Here is a 22,804-nt window from a genome sequence, read left to right as displayed (position 1 = left end):
TTCAGCGGTGGCCATGAGCGGGGGGCGTGGGCTGGCCGAGGACCGCTTTCGACTCGTCGACGAGTCCGGTCAGGCGCGCGACCTCGGTGTCGGTCAACTGTTCGGCAACGTCGGAAGCTGCGATGTTGGACCGCAGGTGGTCGGTACTGCTCGTGCCGGGGATGACGACCATGGAGGGCGAACGGCGCAGCAGCCAGGCCAGTGCGATCTGGGCCGGTGTGGCACCCAGGCGCTCTGCCGGGCCGGTCAGCTCGTGGTGGCCGCTGAGCCGTCCGGCGGCCAGCGGGAAGTAGGGGATGAAGAGGATGCCCCGGGTCTCGCAGTCGACGAGGACCTGGACGCCGCTGCGGTCAAGCAGGTTGAAGCGGTTCTGCACCGCCGCGATGGGGGTCATCTGCTGGGCGCGGGCCAGCACCTGCGGGGACGCGCCGGACAGGCCGATGCGGCGGATCAGCCCCTGGTCTCGCAGCTGGACGAGTGCGCCGAGCGACTCCTCCAGCGGTACGTCCTGGTGCGCGCCGGGGGTGTCGCCGACGAGTCGGAGGTAGGTCAGCTCGCTCGCGTCCGTTCCCATGTCGGTAAGGGCCTCGTGAACCTGCCGCCGGACCGTCTCCGGGCGACCGTCGACGATCCAGGACTTGTCCGGGCCGCGCTCTGCGCCGACCTTGTTGCCCACGATCACGCCCTCGGGGATCGGTCCCAGCGCCTGCCCGATCAGCTGGTTCACCGTTCGTGGCCCGTAGGCGTTCGCGGTGTCGAAGAAGGTCACGCCCAGCTCGACAGCCAGGCGCAACACCCGCCGCGCCGCCTCCGGGTCGTCCGGGAATCCCCAGACGTCAGGGCCCGCAAGCTGCATGGCGCCGTATCCCACACGATTCATCGACCTCTCCTGCCCGTATCACTGCGACGGCATTTTCCGTATCGCTGTCCGAACCAGTGATACGCCTTATGCCGTAGCATTGCAACCGTGGATGATGCGAAGACCCGCAGTCGCCGGCAGATCCTGGAAGTCGCGGCCGAGCTCTTGGAACGGGAGGGCGCCCAGGCGCTCTCCACCCGCGCCGTCGCAGCGGCGGCAGGCATCCGTGCCGCCTCCCTGTACCAGCTCTTCGGCGACAAGGACGGGCTCCTTTCGTCGCTGGCCATCCACGCCTTCGACCTCTACCTGGCGCAGAAGCACACGTTGCCGTCGAGCGGCAACCCGGTCGACGACATTCGTCGCGGATGGGACATGCACGTCGACTTCGGCCTGAAACACCCCGCCCTCTACCTGCTGATGTACGGCACCGACCGCCCCGGCCGGCGCCCACCTGCCGCGCGGCAGGCTCAGGAACTCCTCATGACGTTCCTCGGCCGCGCCGCCTCCGACGGCCGCCTACGGGTGCCGCCCGTCCTTGCCGCCCACCTCACGCTGGCAGCGGTAACCGGCACCACGCTCTCCCTGATCGGCATCCCCGAGAGCGAACGCGACCCGGAGGTCTCACCGCGCATGCGGGAAGCACTCATCGACACCCTGACCACCGACACGAGCCCAGCCCCGGACTCCACCCTCGCCGCTCGCGCCCTCGCGCTCGATGCCGCCCTCGGCGGGGCGGATCCAACTGACGTTCCGCTCCGCCCCGTCGAGACCGCACTCCTGCAGGACTGGCTCCAGCAACTCGCCCACTAGGACGAGCCGGGCCCCTCGAAGACCATTTGTCAGCCACGGCCCAGGACGCGCCCGCGCGTCCGCATTGCCGGGTTTCCGAGGGTGCGCGCGGGGAAGGCCCGCCGGGTGAGCAACGCCGACGATCGGACCACCGCCCGCCGGGCCCTGGTCGTGATCGGCCTGGTGCTGGCGACCGCGCTCGCCCTGGCCTTCGTGTACGCGACCCGCCGGGTGCTGGTCTGGGCGGTGGTGGCCGCCTTCTTCGCGGTCGCGCTCAAACCGGCGGTGGACTGGCTGCAACGCCGGTTCGTGCGGCGGCGGGCGGTGGCCACACTGCTCGTCTTCCTCGCCGCGTTCGTCGTGCTGGCGGTCCTCGCCACGGTCATCCTCGTGCCGCTGCTGGACGAGCTGGGCCGGTTCGCCGATCGGGGGCCCGAGCTGCTGCGCGACGCGCGCGCCGGCCGCGGCCCGGTGGGCCAGCTCCTGGAACGCACCGGGGCACGCCGCTACGTCAGCGAGCACTCCGACCAGCTGCGCGACGCCGGCAGCCGGCTGCGTCAACCCGCCGTCGGCGTGCTGCGCGGTGTCCTGGAGACCGTCGCGGGGCTGGTCACGATCGTCGTGCTGGCGTACCTCATGGTGTTGGAGTCGCCCCGGATCACCGGCAGCCTCCTCGCGGCGGCCGGGGACGGTGCGGGCGAGCGGCTGCGCCGGGTCGGCCGGGAGGTGTCGCGCACGGTCAACGGCTACCTCACCGGCAACCTGCTGATCAGCGTGATCTGCGGGGTGCTGACCTTCCTGGTGCTGGCCCTGACCGGGGTGCCGTTCGCGGGCGTGATCGCGCTGCTGGTGGCGGTGGCCGACCTGATACCGCTGGTGGGGGCGACGATCGGCGCGGTGCTCGCCGCCGGCGCCGGGTTCCTGCACTCCCCCACCGCCGGAATCATCGTGCTGGTCTTCTTCGTCGTCTACCAGCAGGTGGAGAACCATCTGCTCCAGCCGCTCATCCTGTCCCGTGCGGTCCGGCTCAACCCGCTGACCGTGCTGCTGAGCGTGCTGCTCGCGGCGGAGCTGGCCGGGCTGCTCGGCGCGCTGCTGGCCATCCCCGCCGCCGGCATCGTGCAGATCCTGCTGCGCGAGTACGGGCCGCGACGACTGAACCCACCCCCACCGGCGGACCCCGGCGAACCGCCGCCGCCGGCTGTGCCACCGCGCGGACCGGCCGGTCCCGCCACCTCGCGGGGCTGACCGGCCGGAATCGACGCGTTGCGCTCAGCGGCCGTGCATTGCGACCTCCGGCGACGTGCTCTCCAGCGGGACCGCGTTCGCCGGGACCAGCCCCAGCTGCACGGCCGAGCGGGTCAGCGCGGCGTCGAGCACCCAGTCGGCCCCCACGCGGGTGCGGTTGCCCGGCATCGCCATCAGGTGGTACGCCCGGGTGACGGCCTTGGCCGGCAGCCCGGCCAGGTTGACGTGCAACGGGTTGGCGGCCGCGTCCTTGCCGCCCAGGTCGACGACCCAACCCAGATCGTGGTGCTTGTACGGCTTGCGCTGCCCGAAGCCGTACGACGCGGCGATGTTGTGCGCCACGCGCTTGCCCTGCCGCTGCGCGTGCTGTGCCGTCATGCCGCAGATCTGCCCCGGGTTGACCAGGTCGGGCACTGCGGCGGCATCGCCGCAGGCGAAGACCTCCGGGTAGCCGGGGACGTTGAGGAACTCGTCGGTGACCAGCCGGCCCCGCTCGGTGCGCAGACCCAGCTCGTTGACGAACGGGTCCGGCCGCACCCCCACGCACCACACCAGCGTGCAGGTCGGCACGTACTCGCCGTCGGTGAGCTTGACCCCGTCGCAGGTCGCCTCGGCCACCGAGGTGCCCATCCGCACGTCCACCCCGCGCCGGTTGAGCACCTTGTGCGAGGTCTCGGACATCCGCTTGTCCAACTCGGGCAGCACCCGGGGGGCGACGTCCAGCAGCATCCAGCGGGGCCGGACGGTCAGCCGGGGCCGCTGCGCGTGCAGCGCGTCGGTGAACAGCTGCCCGTGCGCGGCGACCTCGGTGCCGGTGTAGCCCGCCCCGACGACCACGAACGTGGAGCGGGCCTGCTGCTCCGCCGGGTCCTCGGCCTGCTCGGCCAGCTCGACCTGGCGGACGATGTGGTCGTGCAGGTAGACGGCCTCGGGCAGACCGCGGAAGCCGTGCGCGTACTCGGTGACACCCGGGATGGGCAGCAGCTTGTTGACGCTGCCCACGGCGAGCACCAGCCGGTCGTACGCCAGGCGGTTCTTGTCCCCCTCGGGCTGGGTGAAGCCGACCCAGCGGTTCTGCAGGTCGACGTGGTCCGCCTCGCCGATCACCACCCGGACACCCTTGAGGGTCCCGGTCAGCGGCACCGCGATGCGCCGGGGCTCGACCACGCCGGCCGCCACCTCGGGCAGCAGCGGCAGGTACAGGAAGTAGTCGGTGGAGTTCAGCACCACGATCTCGGCCCGGTCCCGGGCGATCCGGCTCAACGTCTTCGCCGCGTGGTAACCGGCGAACCCGGCCCCCACGATCACCACACGAGGTTTCGTCATTGCGGGCCGTTTCCCGTCGCAGCCCGGGACAAACGTCGACGCGCTCAGCGCGCGTCGAGCCGGACGTTACCGCTGGTGCCCACGGCCTCCACACCCCACTCCTGACCGAAGGCCCGCACCCGGTGAGCAGTTATCCGGCCGAACTCGGGCGGGATGTCCGGGTCGAGCGTGAGCCGGCCGTCGACCGGGTTGATGCCCAGCATCGCGCGGATCAGGGCCAGCGGCGCCCCGGCCGCCCACGCCTGCGGGCTGCACGCGGTGGGATACGGGACGGCGAACAGCAACCGTTGCCGGTCGTACCCGCTGAGCGCCTCGGGCAGCCGGTGGCCGAACTGCTCGGCAGCGTCGATCATCGCCAGGCTGATCCGGTTCGCCTCCGCCCGGTAGCCGTAGCGCACCAGGCCCAGCGCGATCAGCGAGTTGTCGTGCGGCCAGACAGTGCCCAGGTGGTAGCCGATGGGCCGGTAGAGGCGTTCCTCGCGGGACAACGTCCGGACGCCCCACCCGGAGAACATGTCGGGCGACATGAGCTGTCGCACCACCGCGTCGGCCCGCGCCCGCGGCACGATCCCGCTCCACAGCAGGTGACCCATGCTGGACGTCTTGGAGTCGACCACGTTCTTGTCCCCGTCGAGGGCCACCGCGTAGTAGCCACCCCGCTCGTCGATCCAGAAGTCCCGGTTGAACCGCTCGGCCAGGGTGCCGGCCTCGTCGCGCAGCCGTGCCGCCAGGGCGGGGTTGCCCAGCGGGCCGTCGAACAACTCGGCCAGGCGCACCTTCGCGTCGTAGGTGTAGCCCTGGATGTCGGCGGTCGCCAACGGCAGCACCGGGATGCGCCCGTCGGCGAAGCAGACGCCGTCCGGCGAGTCCCGCCAGCACTGGTTGCCCAGCCCCTCCGGGGAGCGGGTGGCGTACTCCACGAAGCCGTCGCCGTCACGGTCGCCGTACTCGTCGATCCACCGCAGCGCGGCCAGCGCGTTGTCGTGCAGGTGCCGGACGGTCTCGTCGTCGCAGGTCCACCGCCAGTACTCCGACAGCAGGATCAGCCAGAGCTGGGTGGCGTCGGCGGTGCCGTAGTAGGGGCTGTACGGTTTCTGGCCGGTGCGGGTCAGCTCGCCGCTGCGGACCTCGTGCAGGATCTTGCCGGGTTCCTCGTCGGTGAAGTCGTCGCAGGTCTCGCCCTGCAGCCGGGCGAGCGTGAGCAGCGCGCCCTTGGCGAGCGCCGGCCCGGCCACCAACGTCTGGTACGCGGTGATCAGCGTGTCCCGCCCGAAGACGGTGAGGAACCAGGGCAGTCCCGCGCCGGGCAGCAGGATCCGCTGACCCTTGACCTCCAGGTCGAGCCGCAGCGCCTCCAGGTCGTCGCGGGACTGGCGGATGGTGCGCTCCAGCGTCTGGTTGTCGCTGCGCAGCACCGCCCGGTCCTCGGTCCACCGGCGCAGCGGGTCGTCGGCGCGGCCGTGGATGACGTCGGCGATGTCGCCCCGCACCGGCTCGACCACGCCCATGCCCGGCGGCAGCGGCACGTGCAGGTCCAGCTGCCGCCCCTCGCGCGGAAGCAGCCACAGGTCCCAGACCAGGTCGTCACCGTCGATCCGGTCCGCCGCCGTCGCGCACCGCACCCGCGTCTCGGCAAAGAAGTCGCCGTTGCGGTAGGAGAAGCACAGCTCGGAGCCGTCGGCGGCGTGGTCGCGGACGATCTTCGCGGAGCGGTCCCGGACCACCGACTTGACCTCGAACAGGTCGGCGAAGTCCACGCCGACGGCCAGGCGCACCTCCACCCGGACCGGCTCGGTCTGGAACGACAGCAGCTCCAGCCGCTCGTGGAAGCCGTCGCCGACGTAGCGCAACCGCCGCATGGCGAGACTGTTCGGCGGCAGCCCCGGCAGCTCGGGGTTGGTGAGCACGTACTGCGCGGAGTAGTGCTCGAGGGTTTCGGCCCGCAACAGCAGCAGCTCACTGCCGTTGACGGTGAGCGTCCAGCCGCTGATCAGGCGGGTGTCCAGGTGCACGAGCCCACCGATGCTGCCCGGCGGCACGTCGCCGCGCGCGTTGGAGTACAGGAACGTGGGGCCGCTGAGCACGGCGAGCGAGTCGGGGCCCAACTCGGGCGGTATCGCCCGCTGGTCGCCGCTCACGCCCGTCACGGAGGCCATGCCGACGGTCGGGTCGGCGGGGGTCGCGCGCGCGACAGCCATGACACCCACCGTAGGAACGACGGCAACTGAGTGTCATCACCCGGTGCGGGTGAAAGCTCCCGCACCATCCACGTCCAACGATATGGACAAACGTCACCATCGATGGGCAGGATGCCGGAATGGGATCAGACGACATCGGCGAGCGGCCCACGAGGCCCACCCGCCGCACCTTCCTGTCCGCCTCCGCCGCCGCCACCGCGGCGACCGCCGCCACCGTCGCGGTGCCCTCGCTGGCCGCGCCCGCGGCCGCTGACGCCGGCCCCGCCGGCCCCGGGCGCCCCGCCCGCGCGCAGCGCCCCGAGCGCGAGCTGCGCGAGCTGCTCCGCCAGGTCGACCCACGCCGGATCGAGGCGATCGTGCGCCGGCTGGCCGCCTTCGGCACCCGGCACACCCTCTCCAGCCAGGACGACCCCGAGCGGGGCATCGGCGCCGCCCGGGACTGGATCCACGCCCGCCTGCAGGAGTACGCGGCCACCTCCGGCGGCCGGATGACAGTCGAACTCCAGTCGTACGTGCAGCAGCCCGCCTCGCGGATCCCCACCGCCACCCGGATCACCAACGTGGTGGCCACCCTGCGTGGTGTCACCTCGCCGAACCGCACCTACGTCGTGACGGGCCACTACGACTCCCGGGTCACCGACGTGATGGACGCCGTCAGCGACGCGCCCGGCGCCGACGACGACGCCTCGGGCGTGGCAGTGGTGCTGGAGCTGGCGCGGCTGATGGCCACCCGGCCCACTGCCGCCACCATCGTGTTCGCCGCGGTCGCCGCCGAGGAGCAGGGCCTGTACGGCTCGGCGTACCTGGCCGCGCAGCTCAAGGCGGCCGGCGCGGACGTGCAGGGCATGTTCAGCGACGACATCGTGGGCAGCAGCACCGCCGACGACGGCACCCGCGACCCGTACGCGGTGCGGCTGTTCGCCGAGGGGGTGCCGACCGCCGAGACACCGGCGGAGGCGACGACCCGCCAGTCCGTCGGCGGCGAGAACGACTCACCGTCGCGGCAGCTCGCCCGGTTCGTCCGGGACGTGGCGGACAACGACGCGACAGGCATGCGGGTGCGGGTGATCTACCGGCGGGACCGCTACCTGCGCGGCAGCGACCACATCTCGTTCCTGCGCGAGGGCTGGCCGGCGGCGCGGTTCACCGAACCGAACGAGGACTTCGCCCACCAGCACCAGGACGTCCGCGTGCAGGACGGAAAGCAGTTCGGTGACCTGCCGGAGTTCTGCGACTTCGGGTACATCGCCCGGGTGGCGAGGGTCAACGGCGCTGCGCTGTGGTCGCTGGCCCAGGCGCCCGGCACGCCCAAGGGCGCCATCATCGTGACCACCGACCTGACCAACAACACGACCCTGCGCTGGCAGCGCGGCGACGAGCCGGACCTGGCCGGCTACGAGGTGGTGTGGCGCGAGACCACTGCCGCCGAGTGGCAGCGGGTGATTCCGGTCGGCGACGTCACCGAGGTCAGCATCGACCTGTCCAAGGACAACGTCTTCTTCGGCATCCGCGCGGTCAACCGATCCGGCCTCCGCAGCCCGGTGGCCTTCCCCCGCCCCGGCAGCTGACCGCCCACTCCCGCCCTGCCCTGTTGATCAAGAGGTTCGCGTCACGACACGCCGCTGTCGGTGACGCGAACCTCTTGATCACGCGGGAGGTGGGGTGGGAGTGGGAGGTGGGGTGGGGGCGGTTATGGCCCAGCGTTCGTGGTCGCGCCACGCGCCGTCGATGAACAGGTAGTCCGGGGAGAAGCCCTCCAGGCGGAAGCCGAGCTTGCGGGCCACCCGCCGCGAGGGCTCGTTGCCCGGCTGGATGTTCGCCTCCAGGCGGTGCAGGCCGGCCGTCGTGAACGCGTGGTCGATCACCAGCGCGATGCCCGCCGAGGCGTGCCCGGTGCCGCTGTACGGCTCGAACGCCGCGTACCCCAGGTAGCCGCCGCGCAGCGCGCCCAGCACGATGCCGCTGATGTTCACGTAGCCGGCGATCGCACCGCTGGCCCGGTCGCAGATCAGGTAGCCGGCGCTGTCCCGGCGGCGGATGCGGCGCAGGTAGTTGTCGTACTCCTGCGGGGTCGCCGGCGCGGCCAGCCACGGGTGGTGCAGGTCCCGGCTACGCCTCGCGGCCGCCACGAACTCGTCGACGTCGGCGGGCCGGGGTCGCCGGATGGCGGCCGGACCACCGCTGCGCAGGTATCTCACGGCGGACCACTCTGACCGACCGGCGCGGCAGTTGTCCAACCGGCCCGCCGCGCCCGACCGCCTCAACCAGGCCCGCCGCTGGTGCTCGATGGCCGGCTGCGGAACCACATCACAATCAAGCGGGCGTACGCCGTCTGCACCGGCCGCGCGCGTCCGCCTAGCATCGTCGGCATGGCAACGCGGCTTGTGCAGATCAACATGAAGGCCCGGGACGACGCCGCCCTGGGCGGTTTCTGGGCGAAGGCGCTCGGCTGGGGCATCTCCAGCGAGGGACCGGGTGTCACCAACCTCGAACCCGAGGGCTTCGTCTATCCCGACCCCGTCGCCGTCTGCGTCGACCTCGTCGTCTCGGCGGAACCCAAGACGGTGAAGAACCGCGTGCACGTCGACCTGGCCACCACCTCGGCGGCCCACCAAGCGGAGCTGGTGGCGCGGCTGCAGGGTCTCGGCGCGACGCTCGCCGACGTGGGCCAGGGCGACGTGCCGTGGACGGTCATGGCCGACCCGGAGGGCAACGAGTTCTGCGTCCTGGACTCGCTCTACGACGAGACCGGACCGATCGCCTCGGTGATCGTCGACTGCGCGGATCCGCGGGTCATGGCCCGCTTCTGGGGTGAGGCGACGGACTGGACCGTGCACCGGGTGACCGACGACAGCGCGGTGCTGCGCTCCGCCAAGGGCGTGGGCCCCTATCTGCAGTTTCTCCGTACGCCCGACGTGAAGACGGTGTGGAATCGCGTCCATCTCGACGTGCGCCCCTACCCGGGTGACGACCTGGAGGCCGAGGCGGCCCGACTGCTGTCGCTCGGCGCCACCGCCGTCGACCTGGGCGACAGCGACATCCCGTGGACCGTCCTGGCCGACCCGGAGGGCAACGAGTTCTGCCTCCTCACGCCGGCCTGACCCGCACCCCGGCCGTCGTCGTGCTCAGGTGCGCGGCGCGAACCGCCGAGACGAGGCCGCCCACGCCCTCGTCCTGCTGCGGCGGGGTGAGCACCGGACGCCCGTAGGCTGCGGCGCGCTCACGCAGGGTGAAGGTCTCCGCCTCCCAGCCGAGGCCGCGCAGCCAGCCGACCGGGTCCTCCGGCATCTCCCAGACCCACATCGACGCTGCCGATCCCGCGGCGGCGTCGTCGCGGAAGCGTTCGACCACACCGCGCGAGCCCAGGGTGAGGCCCATCCTGCTGCCTGCGGCGGACAGCGCGCCGACCCGTTCGAGCAGCGACTCCACCGCGTCCCCGGGTAGATAGATCAGCAGTCCCTCGGCGATCCACACGGTCGGCTGCGCCGGGTCGTGCCCGGCCGCGGCCAGGGCGCCGGGCCAGTCCTCGCGCAGGTCGACAGGAACGGTGATCCGCTGGCAGCGCGCAACGGCACGCTCCCGCCGCAGCACCGCGGCCTTGAAGCCGAGCGGTTCGGCAGTGTCGACCTCGAACAACCGGGTGCCCGCAGGCCAGTCCATCCGGAAGGCCCTGCTGTCCATCCCGGCTCCGAGCAGCACGACCTGCCGGACGCCGGACGCGACAGCCCGATCCAGCAGGTCGTCCAGGAACTTCGTCCGGATGACGATCGAGAAGGCCACACCGAGCCAGCGGCGCCGTGCCACCTCGTCCGCGTGCGCGCGCGGCGGCGTCCCGGGGCCTCGCCCGCCGGCCGTGGCGAAGGCCAGCGCCAGCGGGTCCCGGAACAACGGCTGTTCGCGTGCCGTCTCCATCGCCCGCACCCGGGCCACGCCCACGGCGGTGGCCCACACCCCCGACGGCTCGATCGGCCCCGCCGCGTCAGTCACGCGTCCAGCCTAACCAGCGCCCGTGTCACGCCACCTCGTGCGCGTTCCTGATCACCGCACTACCGGGGCATCAGCAGCCGGAACTCGGTGCCGTCGGGGTCGGCCAGCACCACCGCGCCCTGCCCGTCGGTGCCGACCACTGTGGCGCCGAGGGAGAGCAGACGGTCGACCTCCGCCTGCGGGTCGTCGCCGTCGTCGACGGCGAGGTCGAGCGTCACCCGGTCCCGGTCACCCTTCGGCATCAACGGTGGACCACCCCAGGTGATCTTCGGGCCGCCCAGGGGTGACTGGATGGCGGTCTCCTCGTCCTGGTCCCAGACCAGCGGCCAGCCGAGCGCCGCGCTCCAGAAGTAGCCGACGGCCTGCGTTCCGTCGCAGGCCAGATCACCGAGGAAACCGCAGCCGGCGAGGAACGTGTTACCCGGACCGAGGACGCAGAACTCGTTGCCCTCGGGGTCGGCGAGCACGATGTGGCTCTCCTCGGGGAGCTGGCCGACGTCGGTGTGCCGCGCGCCCAGCTCCAACGCCCTGGCCACCGTCTGCCGCTGGTGTTCCGGCGAGTCGCTGGTCAGTTCGAGGTGTGCCGGGTTCTGTAACACCTTCGGCTCGGGGATCTGCGGAAAGCGGAGCCGGAAACCGGACTTGTCGTCGGGCAGCACGAGGACGCCGTCGCGGGGGTCGTCGAACAGCTCCCGACCCAGGATCTCGGACCAGAAGCGTGCGACACGCAGGGGCTCGTTCGCACCGAAACACACCGCGAAGAGGTGACTGGCCATCGCTGCGCTCATCTCCGATCCTTGGACGGGGGCAGCCCGGACGGGCCGGAGATCGGAGCCTACGGATCCGGCCGCGCCGCCCGCACCCGAGTTTCCGACGCGTTCGCCGCAGCGGCGGTTGATCGACTCGACTTCGCTGAAATCGGGGTGTCCCGGGTGCTCGGACACCCCGATTTCCGTGCAACGGAGTCGATCATCGCGCGTTACGGCGGGTAAGCCGGGACGCCTCGGCGGATGCCGCATACAGTTGGCGCGGAACTTCGTATCCCTGGTTCGAGAAACACGTCGCAGATGAACTCGGGACCTCGCCGCGAGCGAGGAGAAGGTGGCGGCTTCAGTTCACGCTGCCCACCCTACGGAGATCGACATGGACATCGGCCTCGGCCTGCCCATCAGCGCACCGGCCCGTCTGCTCGACTGGGCCACGACCGCCGAAGCACTCGGCTTCGACAGCCTCGCTCTGCTGGACCGCCTCACCTTCGACAATCCCGAACCGTTGACCGCCCTGGCGGTCCTCGCCGGCGCCACGACGCGCATCCGCCTCCAGACGGAAGTCCTGCTGGGCCCGCTGCGCGAGACCGCCCTGCTGGCCAAGCAGGTCGCCACCCTGGACCGCATGTCCGCTGGCCGCTTCGTCCTCGGCATCGGCGTCGGTGGTCGCGACGACGACCACGTCGCCGCCGGCACGCCGATCGGGCAGCGAGGTCGACTGCTCGACGGGCAACTCGCCGCGCTGCGCGAGATCTGGCGGGGCGAGCCGTACCGCGGCACGACGATCGGGCCCCGCCCCACCACGCCCGGGGGGCCACCGATGCTGATCGGAGGGTTCGCCGCGCCGGCACTGCGGCGGGTCGGACGGTACGCCGACGGGTTCGTCTGCGCGGCGCCCCTGGCCTGGGCCGGCCCCCTGGTCCGCACCGTGCGGGAGGGGTGGGAGGCGGCGGGCCGTCCCGGTCGGCCGCGCCTCGTGTGCCAGGTCAACGTCGCGGTCGGGTCGGCCGCCACGATCGACGAGGCCCGCGGCGCCATCGCCGCCTACTACGCGTTCACCGGCCGGCCCGGTTGGGGCGAGCCGTTGAGCGACCCGGCGCAGATCGTCGACACCGTGGCCGCGTACCGGGAGTTCGGCGCGGACGAGCTGGTGTTGTACTGCTACGCCCCGGACCCGGGGCAGGTGGACATCCTCGCGGAGATCGTGCGTTGAGCCGGAGCACCCGGATCGGGGTCGCCGCAGAGGCAGCACGCCGCGTCGACACGGTGGCCCCGGTCCTGCCCCGTCCGGTCAGCTGACTGTCCGCTGTGGTGGACGCGGTCCGCGCCATCCGGGCCGAGGCGGATGCGGAAGCGCCGTAGCGGCGGCTCCGCTCAGTGGCGCTGTGTCGCGGGCCGGACGAACCACCGTGCCAGCCACGGGGTGGACCCGACGAAGGCGACCGCGAGGGCGGTGATGACGGCCTGCCCGATCCGGCCCGGTGTGACGCCACCGGCGGGGTCGAGCACGTAGTTGGCGTACCCGTTCGCGGCGGCGTCCGTCACCAGCACGGCGCAGCCCAGCGCGAGCCCCGCCCGACGGCGAGCCGCCAGCAACAGCGCCGCCAACGGATCCCACAGGGTCAGGGACACGAAGTAGGCGGCGAGCCACCCGGGCAGGGCGAGCGGCGGCCGGAGCCCGGGGACGAACACCTGCAGCACGTGCACGACGGTGCCGTAGGCGAAGACCAGGACGGCCGCCGACACGACAAGCCGGGCCCGCGGTGGAACGCCGTGCCACCGACCGGTGCTCATCCGGCCAGTCTGCCGCAGCGGCGTGGGCGCCGGGTGACCCGTCAGAGCGGCTCGGGAAGCGGCCGTTCCATCGGCATCGGCACCTGGAGGTAGGTGACGCCGCGCATGTCCAGCCAGGCCCGGTCCGGTGCGCGGACCAGGCGCACCATCACCGACTCGCAGGACGGGCAGCGCGCGACCAGGCCCGGCGCGTGCGAGTAGACGTGCAGACTGGCCATCGAGCCGGTCATCCCGCAGTTCTCGCAGCGGCCCATCGCGGTGCTCAGGTCGACGGTGAACAGCTCGCGCATCGGGCCGTCGAGCATGTTGCCGTCCAGGTACGACATCTCGGTCATCGGGTCTCCTCGACGTTGCGTCGGCGGGCGGGACAGGCGGCGGGCGGGACAGGCAGCGGGCGGGACAGGCAGCGGGCGGGCTCTCAGCCGGTGGGGCCGAAGCGTTCGGTCTTGATCCGCCGCGACGGGTGGCCCAGCCCGACCAGCAGATCGGCCACGGCCTCCACGAAGCCGGTCGGCCCGCACACGTACGTCTGCGGTTCCAGGTCCGGCGGCCAACCGTGGGTGTTCACGTCGGCCAGGCCGATCCGGTGCGGCTCGCCGCGCCAACCGTCGGGCGCCTCGCGCGTGTAGACGTACGCCACATCGAGGCCGAAGTCGTCGCGGACCCGGCGGCGCAGCTCGTCGGCGTAGATCACGTCCTCCGCGGTACGCACCGAGTAGATCAGCCGGAACGGCACCCTGCTGCCGATCGCCCGCCGCGCCCGGATCATCGCCATCAGCGGCACGATGCCGGAGCCACCCGCGACCAGCTGCACCGGCGCGGTGTCCTCCGACCGCCAGATGAACCAGCCACCGAGCGGTCCGCGGACCTCCACCGGGTCGCCGGCGCCGAAGACGTCGATGAGGTACGGCGACACCTCACCGTCGGGCACCCGCTGGACGGTCACCTCGATACGCGGGCCGCCGGGGCCGTCCACCGCCGGCCCGGCGATCGAGTACGACCGGGCGGCCTGGTAGCCGTCCGGCGCGGTCAACCGCACGTCGACGTGCTGCCCGGGAAGGTGCCCCGGCCAGTCCGGCACCTCCAGGACCAGCGTCTGCGCCGTCGCCGTCTCGACCCGGCGCTCCACCAACCGCGCCACCTGCCACTTGATCGGCGCGCGGGCCGGGGTGCCCGTCGCCACGGCCCGCTCAGTCACCCTGGTACCGCTGTTCGCGCCACGGGTCGCCGTAGTCGTGGTAGCCGGCCGTCTCCCAGAACCCCGGCTCGTCCATCGTCTTGAGCCGGATGCCACGCACCCACTTGGCGGACTTCCAGAAGTACAGGTGCGGCACCAGCAGCCGCGCCGGGCCGCCGTGCTCGGCCGGCAGCGGCGCCCCGTCGAAGGTGTGCGCCACCCAGGCCCGGCCACCGCGCAGATCGTCAAGCGGCAGGTTGGTGGTGTACCCGCCGTACGAGTGGGCGAGCGCGAAGTGCGCGCCGGTGTCCACGCCGTCGAGCAGGGTGTCCAGGGAGACGCCCTGCCAGGTGGTGCCGAGCTTCGACCAGTGGGTGACGCAGTGGATGTCGACCATCGGGGTCTCCTGCGGCAGCGCCATCAGCTCCTGCCACGACCACCGGTACTCGGTGCCGTTCTCGGCGGAGATGACGAACTCCCAGGTGTCCAGGGAGACCCGGGGTGTCGGGCCGGCCGACAGCACCGGAAAGTCCTCGGTCAGGTACTGACCGGGTGGCAGGGCCGGCTCCTGTGAGCGGGGCCGACCCTGAAAGCCCGGTGACACGATTCCCATTGCACAGTCGTACCACCCGGGCCGGCCGGGTCGGAGGCTTTCTGGCGTACGCCCTCGTCGACCCGGCGCGGCGCGGTCAGTGCCGCTCCGTGACGACCTCGCGCTGCTCGGGCGTGCCGCCCCGGGTGGCCCGCAGGCTGGTCAGGGTGACCACCGCCAGCACGCCGATGATCACGCCGAGCGAGGCCAGGGTGGGGATCTGCGGCACGCTGGGCCAGATGCCGTGCGCCCAGTGCAGGCCCAGCTTGAGGCCGATGAACGCCAGGATGGTCGCCAGGCCGTAGCTGAGGTGCACCAGCCGGCTCAGCGCCGCGTGCAGGACGAAGTAGAGCGCCCGCAGGCCGAGCAGCGCGAACGCGTTGGTGGCGAAGACCAGGTACGGGTCCTCGGTGATGCCGTACACCGCGGGCACCGAGTCGACAGCGAACACGATGTCGGTGGCCAGCACCGCGACGACCACCAGGGCGAACGGGGTGAGTGCCCGCTTCGCGCCCTGCCGAACGGTCATCCGGGTGCCGTGGTACTCGTCGACCACCGGCATGATCTTGCGCAGCAGCTTCACCGAGCGCATCTTGTTGATGTCGACTTCCTGCTGATGCCCGGAGAGAGCGTCGCGCAGCAGCTTCACCGCCGTCGCGACGAGGATGATCGCGAAGAGCAGGAAGGCGAAGTCGAGGGTCTGCAGGGCCGCCGCGCCGAGGGCGATGAAGACCGCCCGCAGCACCAGAGCGCCGGCGATGCCGTAGAGCAGCACGCGCTGGGCGAGCACGGCCGGCACCGCGAATGCGGCCAGCAGCAGCATGAAGACGAAGAGGTTGTCGACCGAGAGGGACTTCTCGACGAGGTAACCGGTCAGGTACTGCACGCCCTGCTCGGAGCCGTAGCGGGACCAGACCCAGCCGCCGAACGCGAGCGGCAGCGCGACGTAGAACGCCGACCAGCCGATCGCCTCGCGCATGGACACCTCGTGCGGCTTGCGCGTCACCAGGAAGTCCAGCACCAGCAGGAGCACCACGCCGGCGATGGTCACCGCCCAGAGGGTGGGCGTACCCACCGACGACAGATCACTCGCAGCGGCTAGATATGACAATTCGGTCATGGGGTCTCCTCGAACACCGTGTCATGTTCGAGGTCTCCTTCACCCATCACCAGATGGGCAACCACCCGAGGCACGCCGGGCGTGCCGTACTGACCGGAATGGTTCGTGGGAAGTACTCCCCTCGCACGACAAGGTTAGGCCAGGGCCGATCGACACGCCAAGCCGGACGTCGATGGTTGCCCTGGCCAACCGCTGTGCGTCTCGATTTCTGGCACTGTCGTCAGGCGCGGCGCAACGTGGCGCCCGGCGCCATCGCCTGCTCCACGAGGCCCCGGTAGTCGCGCGGCAACTGGGTCGCCACGTCGTCGAACTCCCCGCCGGTGATCGCCTCACGCAGGGTGGTGAACACCGCCCGGACGGCGTCCCGCGCGGCCGGCTCCTCCACGCGGGCGCGCAGCGCCACGCGCGCCACGAACTCGGCCGCTCCGAACCGGTCCGCCTGCTCGGTGCTCGGGCTGGGCTTGAGCACCAGTTGCAACGGCTGCGGAAGCTGCGCGGCCAGGTCCAGCACCTCCCCGCCGGTCAGCCGCTCGGCGAACGTCTCCAGCACGGCCCGGGTCAACTCGACCGCCTGCTCGGACGACGTCCGAGTGCGCTGGGAAACCTGGTCGACGAAGGTGTCGTAGTTCATCGCGTACTCCCTCGGGCTTGTCGGCGGCGCCTGCGGGTACCCGCCGCGCCGTCGTGGAAACGACGCCGGATCTCCCGCGACGACCAGCGCGACCTCCTGCGCCCAGCCGGGCGATTTCCTGCGCCGAGCCGGGCGTGACCGGACGGCGGACGGGTAACCGCCGCCGGTCGTGACCACATCGATGCCCCGAGGGAGCCCCAGACATGGCGAGCTACGCGGACGTCCTGCAGTACCTGTCGAGCCTGGACTACCCGGCCGAGAAGGACGACGTGGTCCGCGAGGCCGAACGCGAGGGTGCCCCGCCGGACGTGCTCAAGGCGCTGCGCGCCCTGCCGCCCGTCGACTACGCCAACGGCACCGAGGTTGCCCGGTCCGCAGGCATCGAGGCCGCCCCGGAGGTGGGCCCCTCGCAACGCGCCGCGCAGGCCCGGGACAAGAAGCACAACCGGGTGTCGCAGCATCTGCGCGGCATCTGACCCGGCGGTGGTGGCGTCCGCCGCGACGGGCGGGCGGCGCGGATGAGCCGCACCGGTCCGCTGTCCCGCCCCCCGGACGGGCACACCCCGGCGGCGGGGCAGCTCGTCGTCGTGGCGGTGGTCGGCGCCATCGCCGGCTGCGTCTTCGCGCTGACACTGTCGCCATCGCTCGCCCCGCTGGCTGGCTGGGACGCCGCCGCGCTGAGCTGGCTGGTGCTGGTGTGGCGCAAACTCTGGCCGATGGACGCGACCCGCACCGCCCGACTCGCCGTACACGAAGATCCCAACCGGGCCATCCGGGACGTGGTGCTGCTGATCGCCTGCCTCGCCAGCCTGCTGGCTGTCGGCCTCGTCGTGGCCAGCGCCCACGCGGCGCCACCCGGCCCGCGCCGGGACCTGTACGGCGGCCTCGGCGTCTTCAGCGTGGTGCTGTCCTGGCTGGTGGTGCACACCGTGTTCGCCGCCCGGTACGCCCGGATCTACTACACGGGCCCCGACGGCGGGGTGAACTTCAACCAGCCCGAGCCGCCCCGGTACTCGGACTTCGCGTACGTGGCCTTCACCATCGGGACGACGTTCCAGGTCTCCGACACCAACCTCACCAGCAACGAGATGCGTCGTACGGTGCTGCGGCACTCGATGGTGTCGTACCTGTTCGGCGCGTTCATCATCGCCGTCACGGTGAACCTGCTGGCGGGTCTGGCCCGCTGAGCGCTCACGCCCGGCTGCGTCACGGGCGGCGGCGGTTGTGTGTCACGGGCGGCGGCCCGTGCGTCACGGCGGCGCCTCGCCGGGACAGGCGGGCGCCCCTTGGCCACGAACCGCGACCGGGGGCGCCACACAAACCTGTCCAGGCGGTGAACCGCGTCCGAACCGGTCGCGGGTCACCAGGCGGTGGATGGCCGCTCGAACCGAGCGGTCAGCACTGCCGGGTACAACCATACGACAGACCATCCTCCGTACGGTCAGTTTTTGGCGAAGTGTGGGCCAGGGCACGTCAGGGACGCCCGGTCAGCTCCGCGTACCGGTGCTCCAGATCGACCCGGGCCAGGGCCCCCACCAGCCATGCCAGCCGCTCGGACTCGCCGCTTGCCAAGCCGGCCAGGTCATCCGCCGAGCGGCCCAACCCCAGCCGACGGGCCGCCGCCAGCGCCCGCCGGTCCGCGACCGGCGCCACCTCCCGCCACAGCGCCTGTGCCTCGCGCAGAAACAGGTCGACCACCTGGTCGTCCACCCCGGGCAGGTCGGCGAGGAGCGCACGCTCGGCAGCCGGCTCGTGGTGGGCGACCGCACGCAACCGGCGCAGGTCGCCCCGGTACCGCTCGACGACCGTCCGGGCCAGATCACCCAGCACGTCGGCCAACGCGTCGACGTCCCCGCGCTGACCACTGTCGCGCAACACCCGCACCCGGTCCCGGTGCAGCGACCGGGCCAGCCGGGCGGCGCTGTCCCACCCCTCGTCGCGCAGCGCCCGCGCGCCGTCCACCGCCCGCCGGAAGTCACCCCGGCGGGCGAGCAGGACCGCGAGGTAGAGCACCTGGAACAGGCTCGCCGGATTGTTGGTCACGCGGAAGCCGTACTGCTCGGCGAAGCCCCGTCCGCTCCCGGCCAGCCGGCGGGCCAGACGTTTGCGGTCCTCCACGGGCGTGATCAGAGTGGTCGCCATGCCGGCGACTACCCACGCCACCGTCGGCCAACCGCCGCCCCAGCCCGCCCAGGCGCGGCGTGTCCTGACCCGGCCCGCGTCCCGGCCCGGCGCGCGTCCCGGCCCGGCGCGCATCCCGTCCCGGCGCGCATCCCGTCCCGGCGCGCGTCCTGACCCGGCGTGCGTCCTGACCCGGCCCGTGCCGGTCAGCCGTGCAGGCCGCCGGTGCGGTCGCGCGCCTTGAGCCGGGTGGTGGGCAGGGCAGGCGCCGGCAGCGGCGACGCCGCGTCGTCGGCCACCACTCCGAATCGCCGGCCGGCCATCCAGTCCTGACGAGCGGCGGCGACCTCCTCGTGCGAGCGGCCCACGAAGTTCCACCACATGACCAGCGGCTCCTCGAACGGCGTGCCCCCCAGCAGCAACAGCCGGGCCCCCGCCCCACCGCGCACGGTCACCTCGCGCCGACCCGAACCCAGGTAGAGCAACGCGCCCGGCTCGAAGCCCACCCCGGCGGCCTCGGCGGAGCCGGACATCGCCAGCAGGGCGTACTCGAAATCGGGCCGCAACGACAGCGTGGTCGGCGCCGCCCCACCTAGCTCGAGCTGCACGCCCACCAGCGGGGTGTGCACCACCGCCGGGGACCGCTGGCCGGCGAACTCGCCGACCAGCAGGGTCGCGTCCAGGTCGCCGTCGCGCCACCGGGGCAGGTCGGCGTGGTGGGCGAAGTCCGCGGCGCCGGCCCGCGCCGGGTCCGGCAGCGCCACCCAGAGCTGCACACCGTGCATGACGGGCGGGTGCGTGGCCGGCGACCGCTCCGAGTGGGCGATGCCGTGCCCGGAGGTCATCACGTTCAACTGGCCGGGCCGGATCGCCTGGACGTTACCGAGGCTGTCGCGGTGAATGATCTCGCCGTCGAGGAGCCAGGTCACCGTCTGCAGGCCCGTGTGCGGGTGCGGTGGCACCTCCATGCCAGGCCGCTGCGCCACGTCGTCCGGGCCGAAATGGTCCACGAAGCACCACGCGCCGACCATCCGCCGAGGCCGCTGCGGCAACAACCGCCGGACGGTCGTGTACCGCCCCAGCGGCACGTCGTGGCCCGGCAGCAGCACGCTGCCGGGATCGACGTCGGCCACGCCGGGCGGTCGGGTCTCTGCCAGCATCGATTCGGTACGCTCCACCGCCCGACTGTACGCTCGCGCCCTCCCCGGGCAGCGGCGCTTCCCAGCAGGGGTGACCTCCGACCCAGCACGTCACGGGCGGGCCGGTCGGCGTCCCACGCAGCGGCCCGAAGTCCCGCCCGACATCCGGCCCGCTCCCCGGCCCGCTCCCCGGTGGCCCCGCGTTCAGCCCGCTGCCCCGGTGACCCCGCATTCAGCCCGCCCCGCGTTCGGCCCGCTCCGCCGGCGGCCCCGCATTCGGCCCGCTCCCCCGGCCACACCGGCTGACGTCGCCGTCTTTGGCCGCTGCCCCGCCCGGGCCACTGCGCGACGGCCCCAACCAGCACCCCGACGTCACCGCCCGGCGACACCGGCCGGCGTCCGACAGACCTGGTCGGCCTCCGACGAACCTCGTCGGCGTCCGACGGACCTGGTCGGCGCCCGACGAACCTGGTCGGCGCCCGACGAACCTGGTCGGCGCCCGACGAACCTGGTCGGCGCCCGACGGACCTGGTCGGCGTCCGAGTCGCGGGACGGTCACCGAGACTCGGTCACCGTCACGGTGCCGGCACCTGCGACCAGGTCAAGGAAGAGCCGGTTGGCCGAGCGGTCCCACCCTGGCGTACTCAGCAACGCACCCGCGGCGACCCCGGCCCAACGCTCGTCGCGGACCGCGACCGAACCGGCCCCGGCTCCCGCCCGCACCCGTACCGGTGGAGTGCCCGGCACCCGGATGTCGAACTGGTTGACGCCACCGGTCAGCCGCACGGTCGTCGTGCCGCCGTTCACCGGCGGCAGGATGAGGTCGGTGCGGGCGGAGCCGCCGACGAAGTCCACGCCCAGAAGTCGCGCCTGCGCCAGGTCAAGCACCTGTTCGCCCACCCCGCCCTCCAGGCGCAGACGCCAGGCGACCCGCTCGCTGAGCAGCACCCGCGCGGCCCGCCCCTCGGACGTGCCGGTGGCCACCACCCCGAGCCGGACGGTCTCACCCTGCACCACGGGACGGACTGCCACGCCCGAGCCGGCCGGGCTGCTGATCCGATAGAGGTCGTCGCCCAGGTCGCCCACCCGAAGGTCGAACGACGACAACCCGTCCGCCAGCACGAAGGTGGCCTTCTGTCGCCCCGCCAGCGGCGTCGTCATCGTCTGCTCGGCGGCCGCTGCCGCATCCGGCCGGGTAGCGTCCCGTCGGCTGCCGTCCGGGTGGACGCCGTCGGGTGCGCCAGAGTAGGTCTGGCCGAGACGGTAGGGGTCGGCGACGATGACCACCACCGCCGAGGCCCCGAGAACCAGCACCACAGCCGCGGCGGCCAACAGCAGCCGGGCACCGACCGACCAGCGCCCCGGTGCGGCGTCGGCTTCCGGTGGTCGCGGCTCCGTCTACGACCGGCGCCCTGCGTCGGAGGCGGGCCGAGCCGAGCCGCCCTCGCACTCCGGCCGAGCTGCGGCCGGACGCTCCACCCCCGACCGCGCCGCCGGTTGCGCCACCGCCGAGCGCGCCGCCGCCGGGTGGGTTGGTTGCTGCCCCGGTTCGTGTTCTGCCTGGTGCTCGGTGCCGTCACCCACTGCGGCCATGCCTCTGCCCTTCCGCCGGTCCCCGCCGGGAGGTACGTACCCGCCCGCCGATCGGATCACTCCGCGCCAACCACGCCGCTCCGCTACGTCGCATCGGTGAATCTTGGACAGTTTCCGTTAGCTGCTAACGGAAACTGTCCAAGATTCACCGTCACGCAGGCCGACAACGCCGTTCATCGGAACTGCAGCGGTGGATGTGCGGGGGCGGCCGGTCACTCTGGCGAAGCTGGCTATGCCGCTGGCCGGCCCCCGGTTTCGAGGTGGCGGCCAGGTCAGTGGGCGGGGTTGGGTGTGCCGATGGCCGGCACCCCGGTTTCGGGGTGCCGGCCAGGTACGCCGATGGCCGGCACCCGTTGTCGGGTGCCGGCCATCGGTCGGTGCGGTGGGTCAGCTGTTCCAGTGCTGGGCGACGAGGTCGGTGGCCTGCTGCTCCCACTGGGCGTACGCGTCCGGGTAGGCCGAGACCTGCACGGTCTGCGCGGCGTCGGTCAGGGGCATGTCCTGCCAGCCGTCAACCTGACGCAGGCCCTTGAGGAACGCGGTCGTGGAGTACTCCGGGTTGGTGATCTGCTCCGGCGTGCCCCAACCACTGGTCGGGCGCTGCTGGAACAGGCCCAGCGAGTCGTGGTCGTTGGCGTCGCCGAGGTGACCCAGGTTCTCCAGCTTGGACTCCTGCAGGCTCGTCGCGATCGAGATGACCGCGGCCCGCTCGGGCAGGCCGGCCTTCTTCGTCGCGGCGATGATCGCCTTGACGTTGGCGGTCTGCTCACCGTTCAAGTCGATGTGCGACTGCGCGCCCTGCGGCTTCGGCGCCGCCGACTGCACCGCGGCGGCGGCGGTGGGCTTGGCGTCGACGGGGTTGGCGTGCGCGGCGATCGGGCCGGCGAAGACACCACCGGCGAACGCGAGACCGGCAACAGACAGCATGCTCTTACGGAAGATCGTGTTCATGGGGGTAGCTCCTTCGGGGGTAGGAACACCACACGCACCACCAAGGGGGGTCGGTGACGTGGGGTGTGAGCACCTCGTCCGGCGCTGCACAAAACAAGGGGAAAGTTTGGGGGCCTGCGAGCCGGGGGCTCGCGGCGCGGCGACCTTGCGAGCGGGGCTCGTGGCGCCGGGACCGGGTGTAACGACCCGCGATCCGCGGTCATTCCCGGCGGCCCGCAAGCGGGGCTCGCGGCGTCCGGACCGGGTGTAACGGCCGGCCATCCGGGGTCATTCCCGGGCCCTCACCGGGGCCCAGGGGGCGGGGCCACGGGTTGTTCGGGGGTCTGCAACGACCCGGCCGCGTCGGCCATTCCCAGCCCGGTCGAGCGGGCGGGGGTGGCCGTGGTCCTGCGATCGTCAGGGTATGTAACGACCCCCGGCCCGCCACGATTCCGGCCCACGGGTGCGACCGGTCACCACCCAACGACCGCCCAGAAACGGACATCCCGCCCAGTCGGGCACAGCGACGCGGG

Annotated in this window: 23 protein-coding genes; 7 read left to right on the top strand and 16 right to left on the bottom strand. The window is 72.4% G+C overall.

Going from position 1 to position 22,804, the window contains the following annotated elements; translation table 11 throughout:
• Window position 1 precedes the first annotated feature (1 nt).
• Entirely contained in the window at window positions 2-880 is an 879-nt protein-coding gene (locus AB0B97_RS02490; RefSeq protein WP_357490028.1) for an aldo/keto reductase, read from the bottom strand.
• An 87-nt stretch (window positions 881-967) separates the two neighbouring features.
• On the opposite strand from AB0B97_RS02490, the gene AB0B97_RS02485 reads away from it, so the two are divergent.
• Together AB0B97_RS02485 and AB0B97_RS02480 are read left to right on the top strand one after the other, a co-directional pair.
• Window positions 968-1,669, top strand: coding sequence for a TetR/AcrR family transcriptional regulator (locus tag AB0B97_RS02485; protein ID WP_357490026.1), 702 nt, complete (start codon window positions 968-970; stop codon window positions 1,667-1,669).
• 81 nt (window positions 1,670-1,750) lie between these two features.
• A complete protein-coding gene (locus tag AB0B97_RS02480) occupies window positions 1,751-2,896 on the top strand; it encodes an AI-2E family transporter (RefSeq protein WP_357490024.1) in 1,146 nt (381 codons plus the stop codon).
• A 24-nt stretch (window positions 2,897-2,920) separates the two neighbouring features.
• Here AB0B97_RS02480 and AB0B97_RS02475 read toward each other — a convergent pair whose 3' ends face one another.
• Both AB0B97_RS02475 and AB0B97_RS02470 read right to left on the bottom strand, forming a co-directional pair.
• Window positions 2,921-4,222, bottom strand: a complete 1,302-nt coding sequence (locus AB0B97_RS02475; RefSeq protein WP_357490022.1) for an NAD(P)/FAD-dependent oxidoreductase — start codon at window positions 4,220-4,222, stop codon at window positions 2,921-2,923.
• Between the two features lie 44 nt (window positions 4,223-4,266).
• On the bottom strand, window positions 4,267-6,420 hold the full coding sequence (locus AB0B97_RS02470; RefSeq protein WP_357490020.1) for a glycogen debranching N-terminal domain-containing protein: 2,154 nt from the start codon (window positions 6,418-6,420) through the stop codon (window positions 4,267-4,269).
• 119 nt (window positions 6,421-6,539) lie between these two features.
• Between AB0B97_RS02470 and AB0B97_RS02465 the strand changes: the two genes are divergently transcribed.
• A complete protein-coding gene (locus AB0B97_RS02465) occupies window positions 6,540-7,988 on the top strand; it encodes a M20/M25/M40 family metallo-hydrolase (protein ID WP_357490018.1) in 1,449 nt (482 codons plus the stop codon).
• Between the two features lie 78 nt (window positions 7,989-8,066).
• Here AB0B97_RS02465 and AB0B97_RS02460 read toward each other — a convergent pair whose 3' ends face one another.
• A complete protein-coding gene (locus AB0B97_RS02460) occupies window positions 8,067-8,618 on the bottom strand; it encodes a GNAT family protein (protein ID WP_357490016.1) in 552 nt (183 codons plus the stop codon).
• Between the two features lie 171 nt (window positions 8,619-8,789).
• Between AB0B97_RS02460 and AB0B97_RS02455 the strand changes: the two genes are divergently transcribed.
• Window positions 8,790-9,521 (top strand): VOC family protein, encoded by a 732-nt coding sequence (locus tag AB0B97_RS02455; RefSeq protein WP_357490014.1) that lies wholly within the window; start codon window positions 8,790-8,792, stop codon window positions 9,519-9,521.
• On the opposite strand, the gene AB0B97_RS02450 is transcribed toward AB0B97_RS02455, so the two are convergent.
• Window positions 9,508-10,407, bottom strand: coding sequence for a class I SAM-dependent methyltransferase (locus AB0B97_RS02450; protein ID WP_357490012.1), 900 nt, complete (start codon window positions 10,405-10,407; stop codon window positions 9,508-9,510). The two genes, AB0B97_RS02455 and AB0B97_RS02450, sit on opposite strands and share 14 nt — an antisense overlap.
• 59 nt (window positions 10,408-10,466) lie before the next feature.
• The gene (locus AB0B97_RS02445) at window positions 10,467-11,183 is read right to left on the bottom strand and encodes a VOC family protein (protein WP_357490595.1); all 717 of its coding nucleotides are present in this window, start codon (window positions 11,181-11,183) and stop codon (window positions 10,467-10,469) included.
• A 367-nt stretch (window positions 11,184-11,550) separates the two neighbouring features.
• Here AB0B97_RS02445 and AB0B97_RS02440 point away from each other — a divergent pair, with 367 nt between their 5' ends.
• Window positions 11,551-12,387 (top strand): LLM class flavin-dependent oxidoreductase, encoded by an 837-nt coding sequence (locus AB0B97_RS02440; protein ID WP_357490010.1) that lies wholly within the window; start codon window positions 11,551-11,553, stop codon window positions 12,385-12,387.
• A gap of 161 nt (window positions 12,388-12,548) precedes the next feature.
• Here the strand turns inward: AB0B97_RS02440 and AB0B97_RS02435 are convergent, their stop codons facing one another.
• The 6 genes from AB0B97_RS02435 to AB0B97_RS02410 all read right to left on the bottom strand — a co-directional run bounded on the left by AB0B97_RS02435 (window position 12,549) and on the right by AB0B97_RS02410 (window position 16,488).
• On the bottom strand, window positions 12,549-12,968 hold the full coding sequence (locus AB0B97_RS02435) for a hypothetical protein (RefSeq protein WP_357490008.1): 420 nt from the start codon (window positions 12,966-12,968) through the stop codon (window positions 12,549-12,551).
• A gap of 41 nt (window positions 12,969-13,009) precedes the next feature.
• Window positions 13,010-13,303 (bottom strand): DUF6510 family protein, encoded by a 294-nt coding sequence (locus AB0B97_RS02430; RefSeq protein WP_234588577.1) that lies wholly within the window; start codon window positions 13,301-13,303, stop codon window positions 13,010-13,012.
• A gap of 83 nt (window positions 13,304-13,386) precedes the next feature.
• On the bottom strand, window positions 13,387-14,151 hold the full coding sequence (locus AB0B97_RS02425) for a ferredoxin reductase (RefSeq protein WP_234588624.1): 765 nt from the start codon (window positions 14,149-14,151) through the stop codon (window positions 13,387-13,389).
• Window positions 14,152-14,158: 7 nt separating this feature from the next.
• A complete protein-coding gene (locus AB0B97_RS02420; RefSeq protein WP_234588575.1) occupies window positions 14,159-14,758 on the bottom strand; it encodes a sulfite oxidase-like oxidoreductase in 600 nt (199 codons plus the stop codon).
• Between the two features lie 76 nt (window positions 14,759-14,834).
• The gene (locus AB0B97_RS02415; protein ID WP_357490006.1) at window positions 14,835-15,857 is read right to left on the bottom strand and encodes a TerC/Alx family metal homeostasis membrane protein; all 1,023 of its coding nucleotides are present in this window, start codon (window positions 15,855-15,857) and stop codon (window positions 14,835-14,837) included.
• 220 nt (window positions 15,858-16,077) lie between these two features.
• Window positions 16,078-16,488 (bottom strand): DUF2267 domain-containing protein, encoded by a 411-nt coding sequence (locus AB0B97_RS02410; RefSeq protein WP_357490005.1) that lies wholly within the window; start codon window positions 16,486-16,488, stop codon window positions 16,078-16,080.
• Between the two features lie 203 nt (window positions 16,489-16,691).
• Between AB0B97_RS02410 and AB0B97_RS02405 the strand changes: the two genes are divergently transcribed.
• Window positions 16,692-16,964, top strand: a complete 273-nt coding sequence (locus tag AB0B97_RS02405) for a DUF2795 domain-containing protein (protein ID WP_234588572.1) — start codon at window positions 16,692-16,694, stop codon at window positions 16,962-16,964.
• A 42-nt stretch (window positions 16,965-17,006) separates the two neighbouring features.
• Complete coding sequence (locus AB0B97_RS02400) at window positions 17,007-17,675, top strand: DUF1345 domain-containing protein (RefSeq protein WP_357490003.1); 669 nt, start codon at window positions 17,007-17,009, stop codon at window positions 17,673-17,675.
• Between the two features lie 286 nt (window positions 17,676-17,961).
• Here the strand turns inward: AB0B97_RS02400 and AB0B97_RS02395 are convergent, their stop codons facing one another.
• The 4 genes from AB0B97_RS02395 to AB0B97_RS02380 form a co-directional block, all read right to left on the bottom strand.
• Window positions 17,962-18,630: a hypothetical protein gene (locus AB0B97_RS02395; protein ID WP_357490001.1), complete on the bottom strand. Its 669-nt coding sequence runs from the start codon at window positions 18,628-18,630 to the stop codon at window positions 17,962-17,964.
• A gap of 185 nt (window positions 18,631-18,815) precedes the next feature.
• Entirely contained in the window at window positions 18,816-19,787 is a 972-nt protein-coding gene (locus tag AB0B97_RS02390; RefSeq protein WP_357489999.1) for a pirin family protein, read from the bottom strand.
• 516 nt (window positions 19,788-20,303) lie between these two features.
• Window positions 20,304-21,080, bottom strand: coding sequence for a hypothetical protein (locus AB0B97_RS02385; RefSeq protein ID WP_357489997.1), 777 nt, complete (start codon window positions 21,078-21,080; stop codon window positions 20,304-20,306).
• A 648-nt stretch (window positions 21,081-21,728) separates the two neighbouring features.
• Window positions 21,729-22,292, bottom strand: coding sequence for a hypothetical protein (locus tag AB0B97_RS02380; RefSeq protein ID WP_357489995.1), 564 nt, complete (start codon window positions 22,290-22,292; stop codon window positions 21,729-21,731).
• Window positions 22,293-22,804: the final 512 nt, after the last annotated feature.

This window comes from Micromonospora sp. NPDC049004, from assembly GCF_040649315.1.
Taxonomy (GTDB): Bacteria; Actinomycetota; Actinomycetes; order Mycobacteriales; family Micromonosporaceae; genus Micromonospora.
This window is presented reverse-complemented; position numbering and strand designations above follow the sequence as displayed.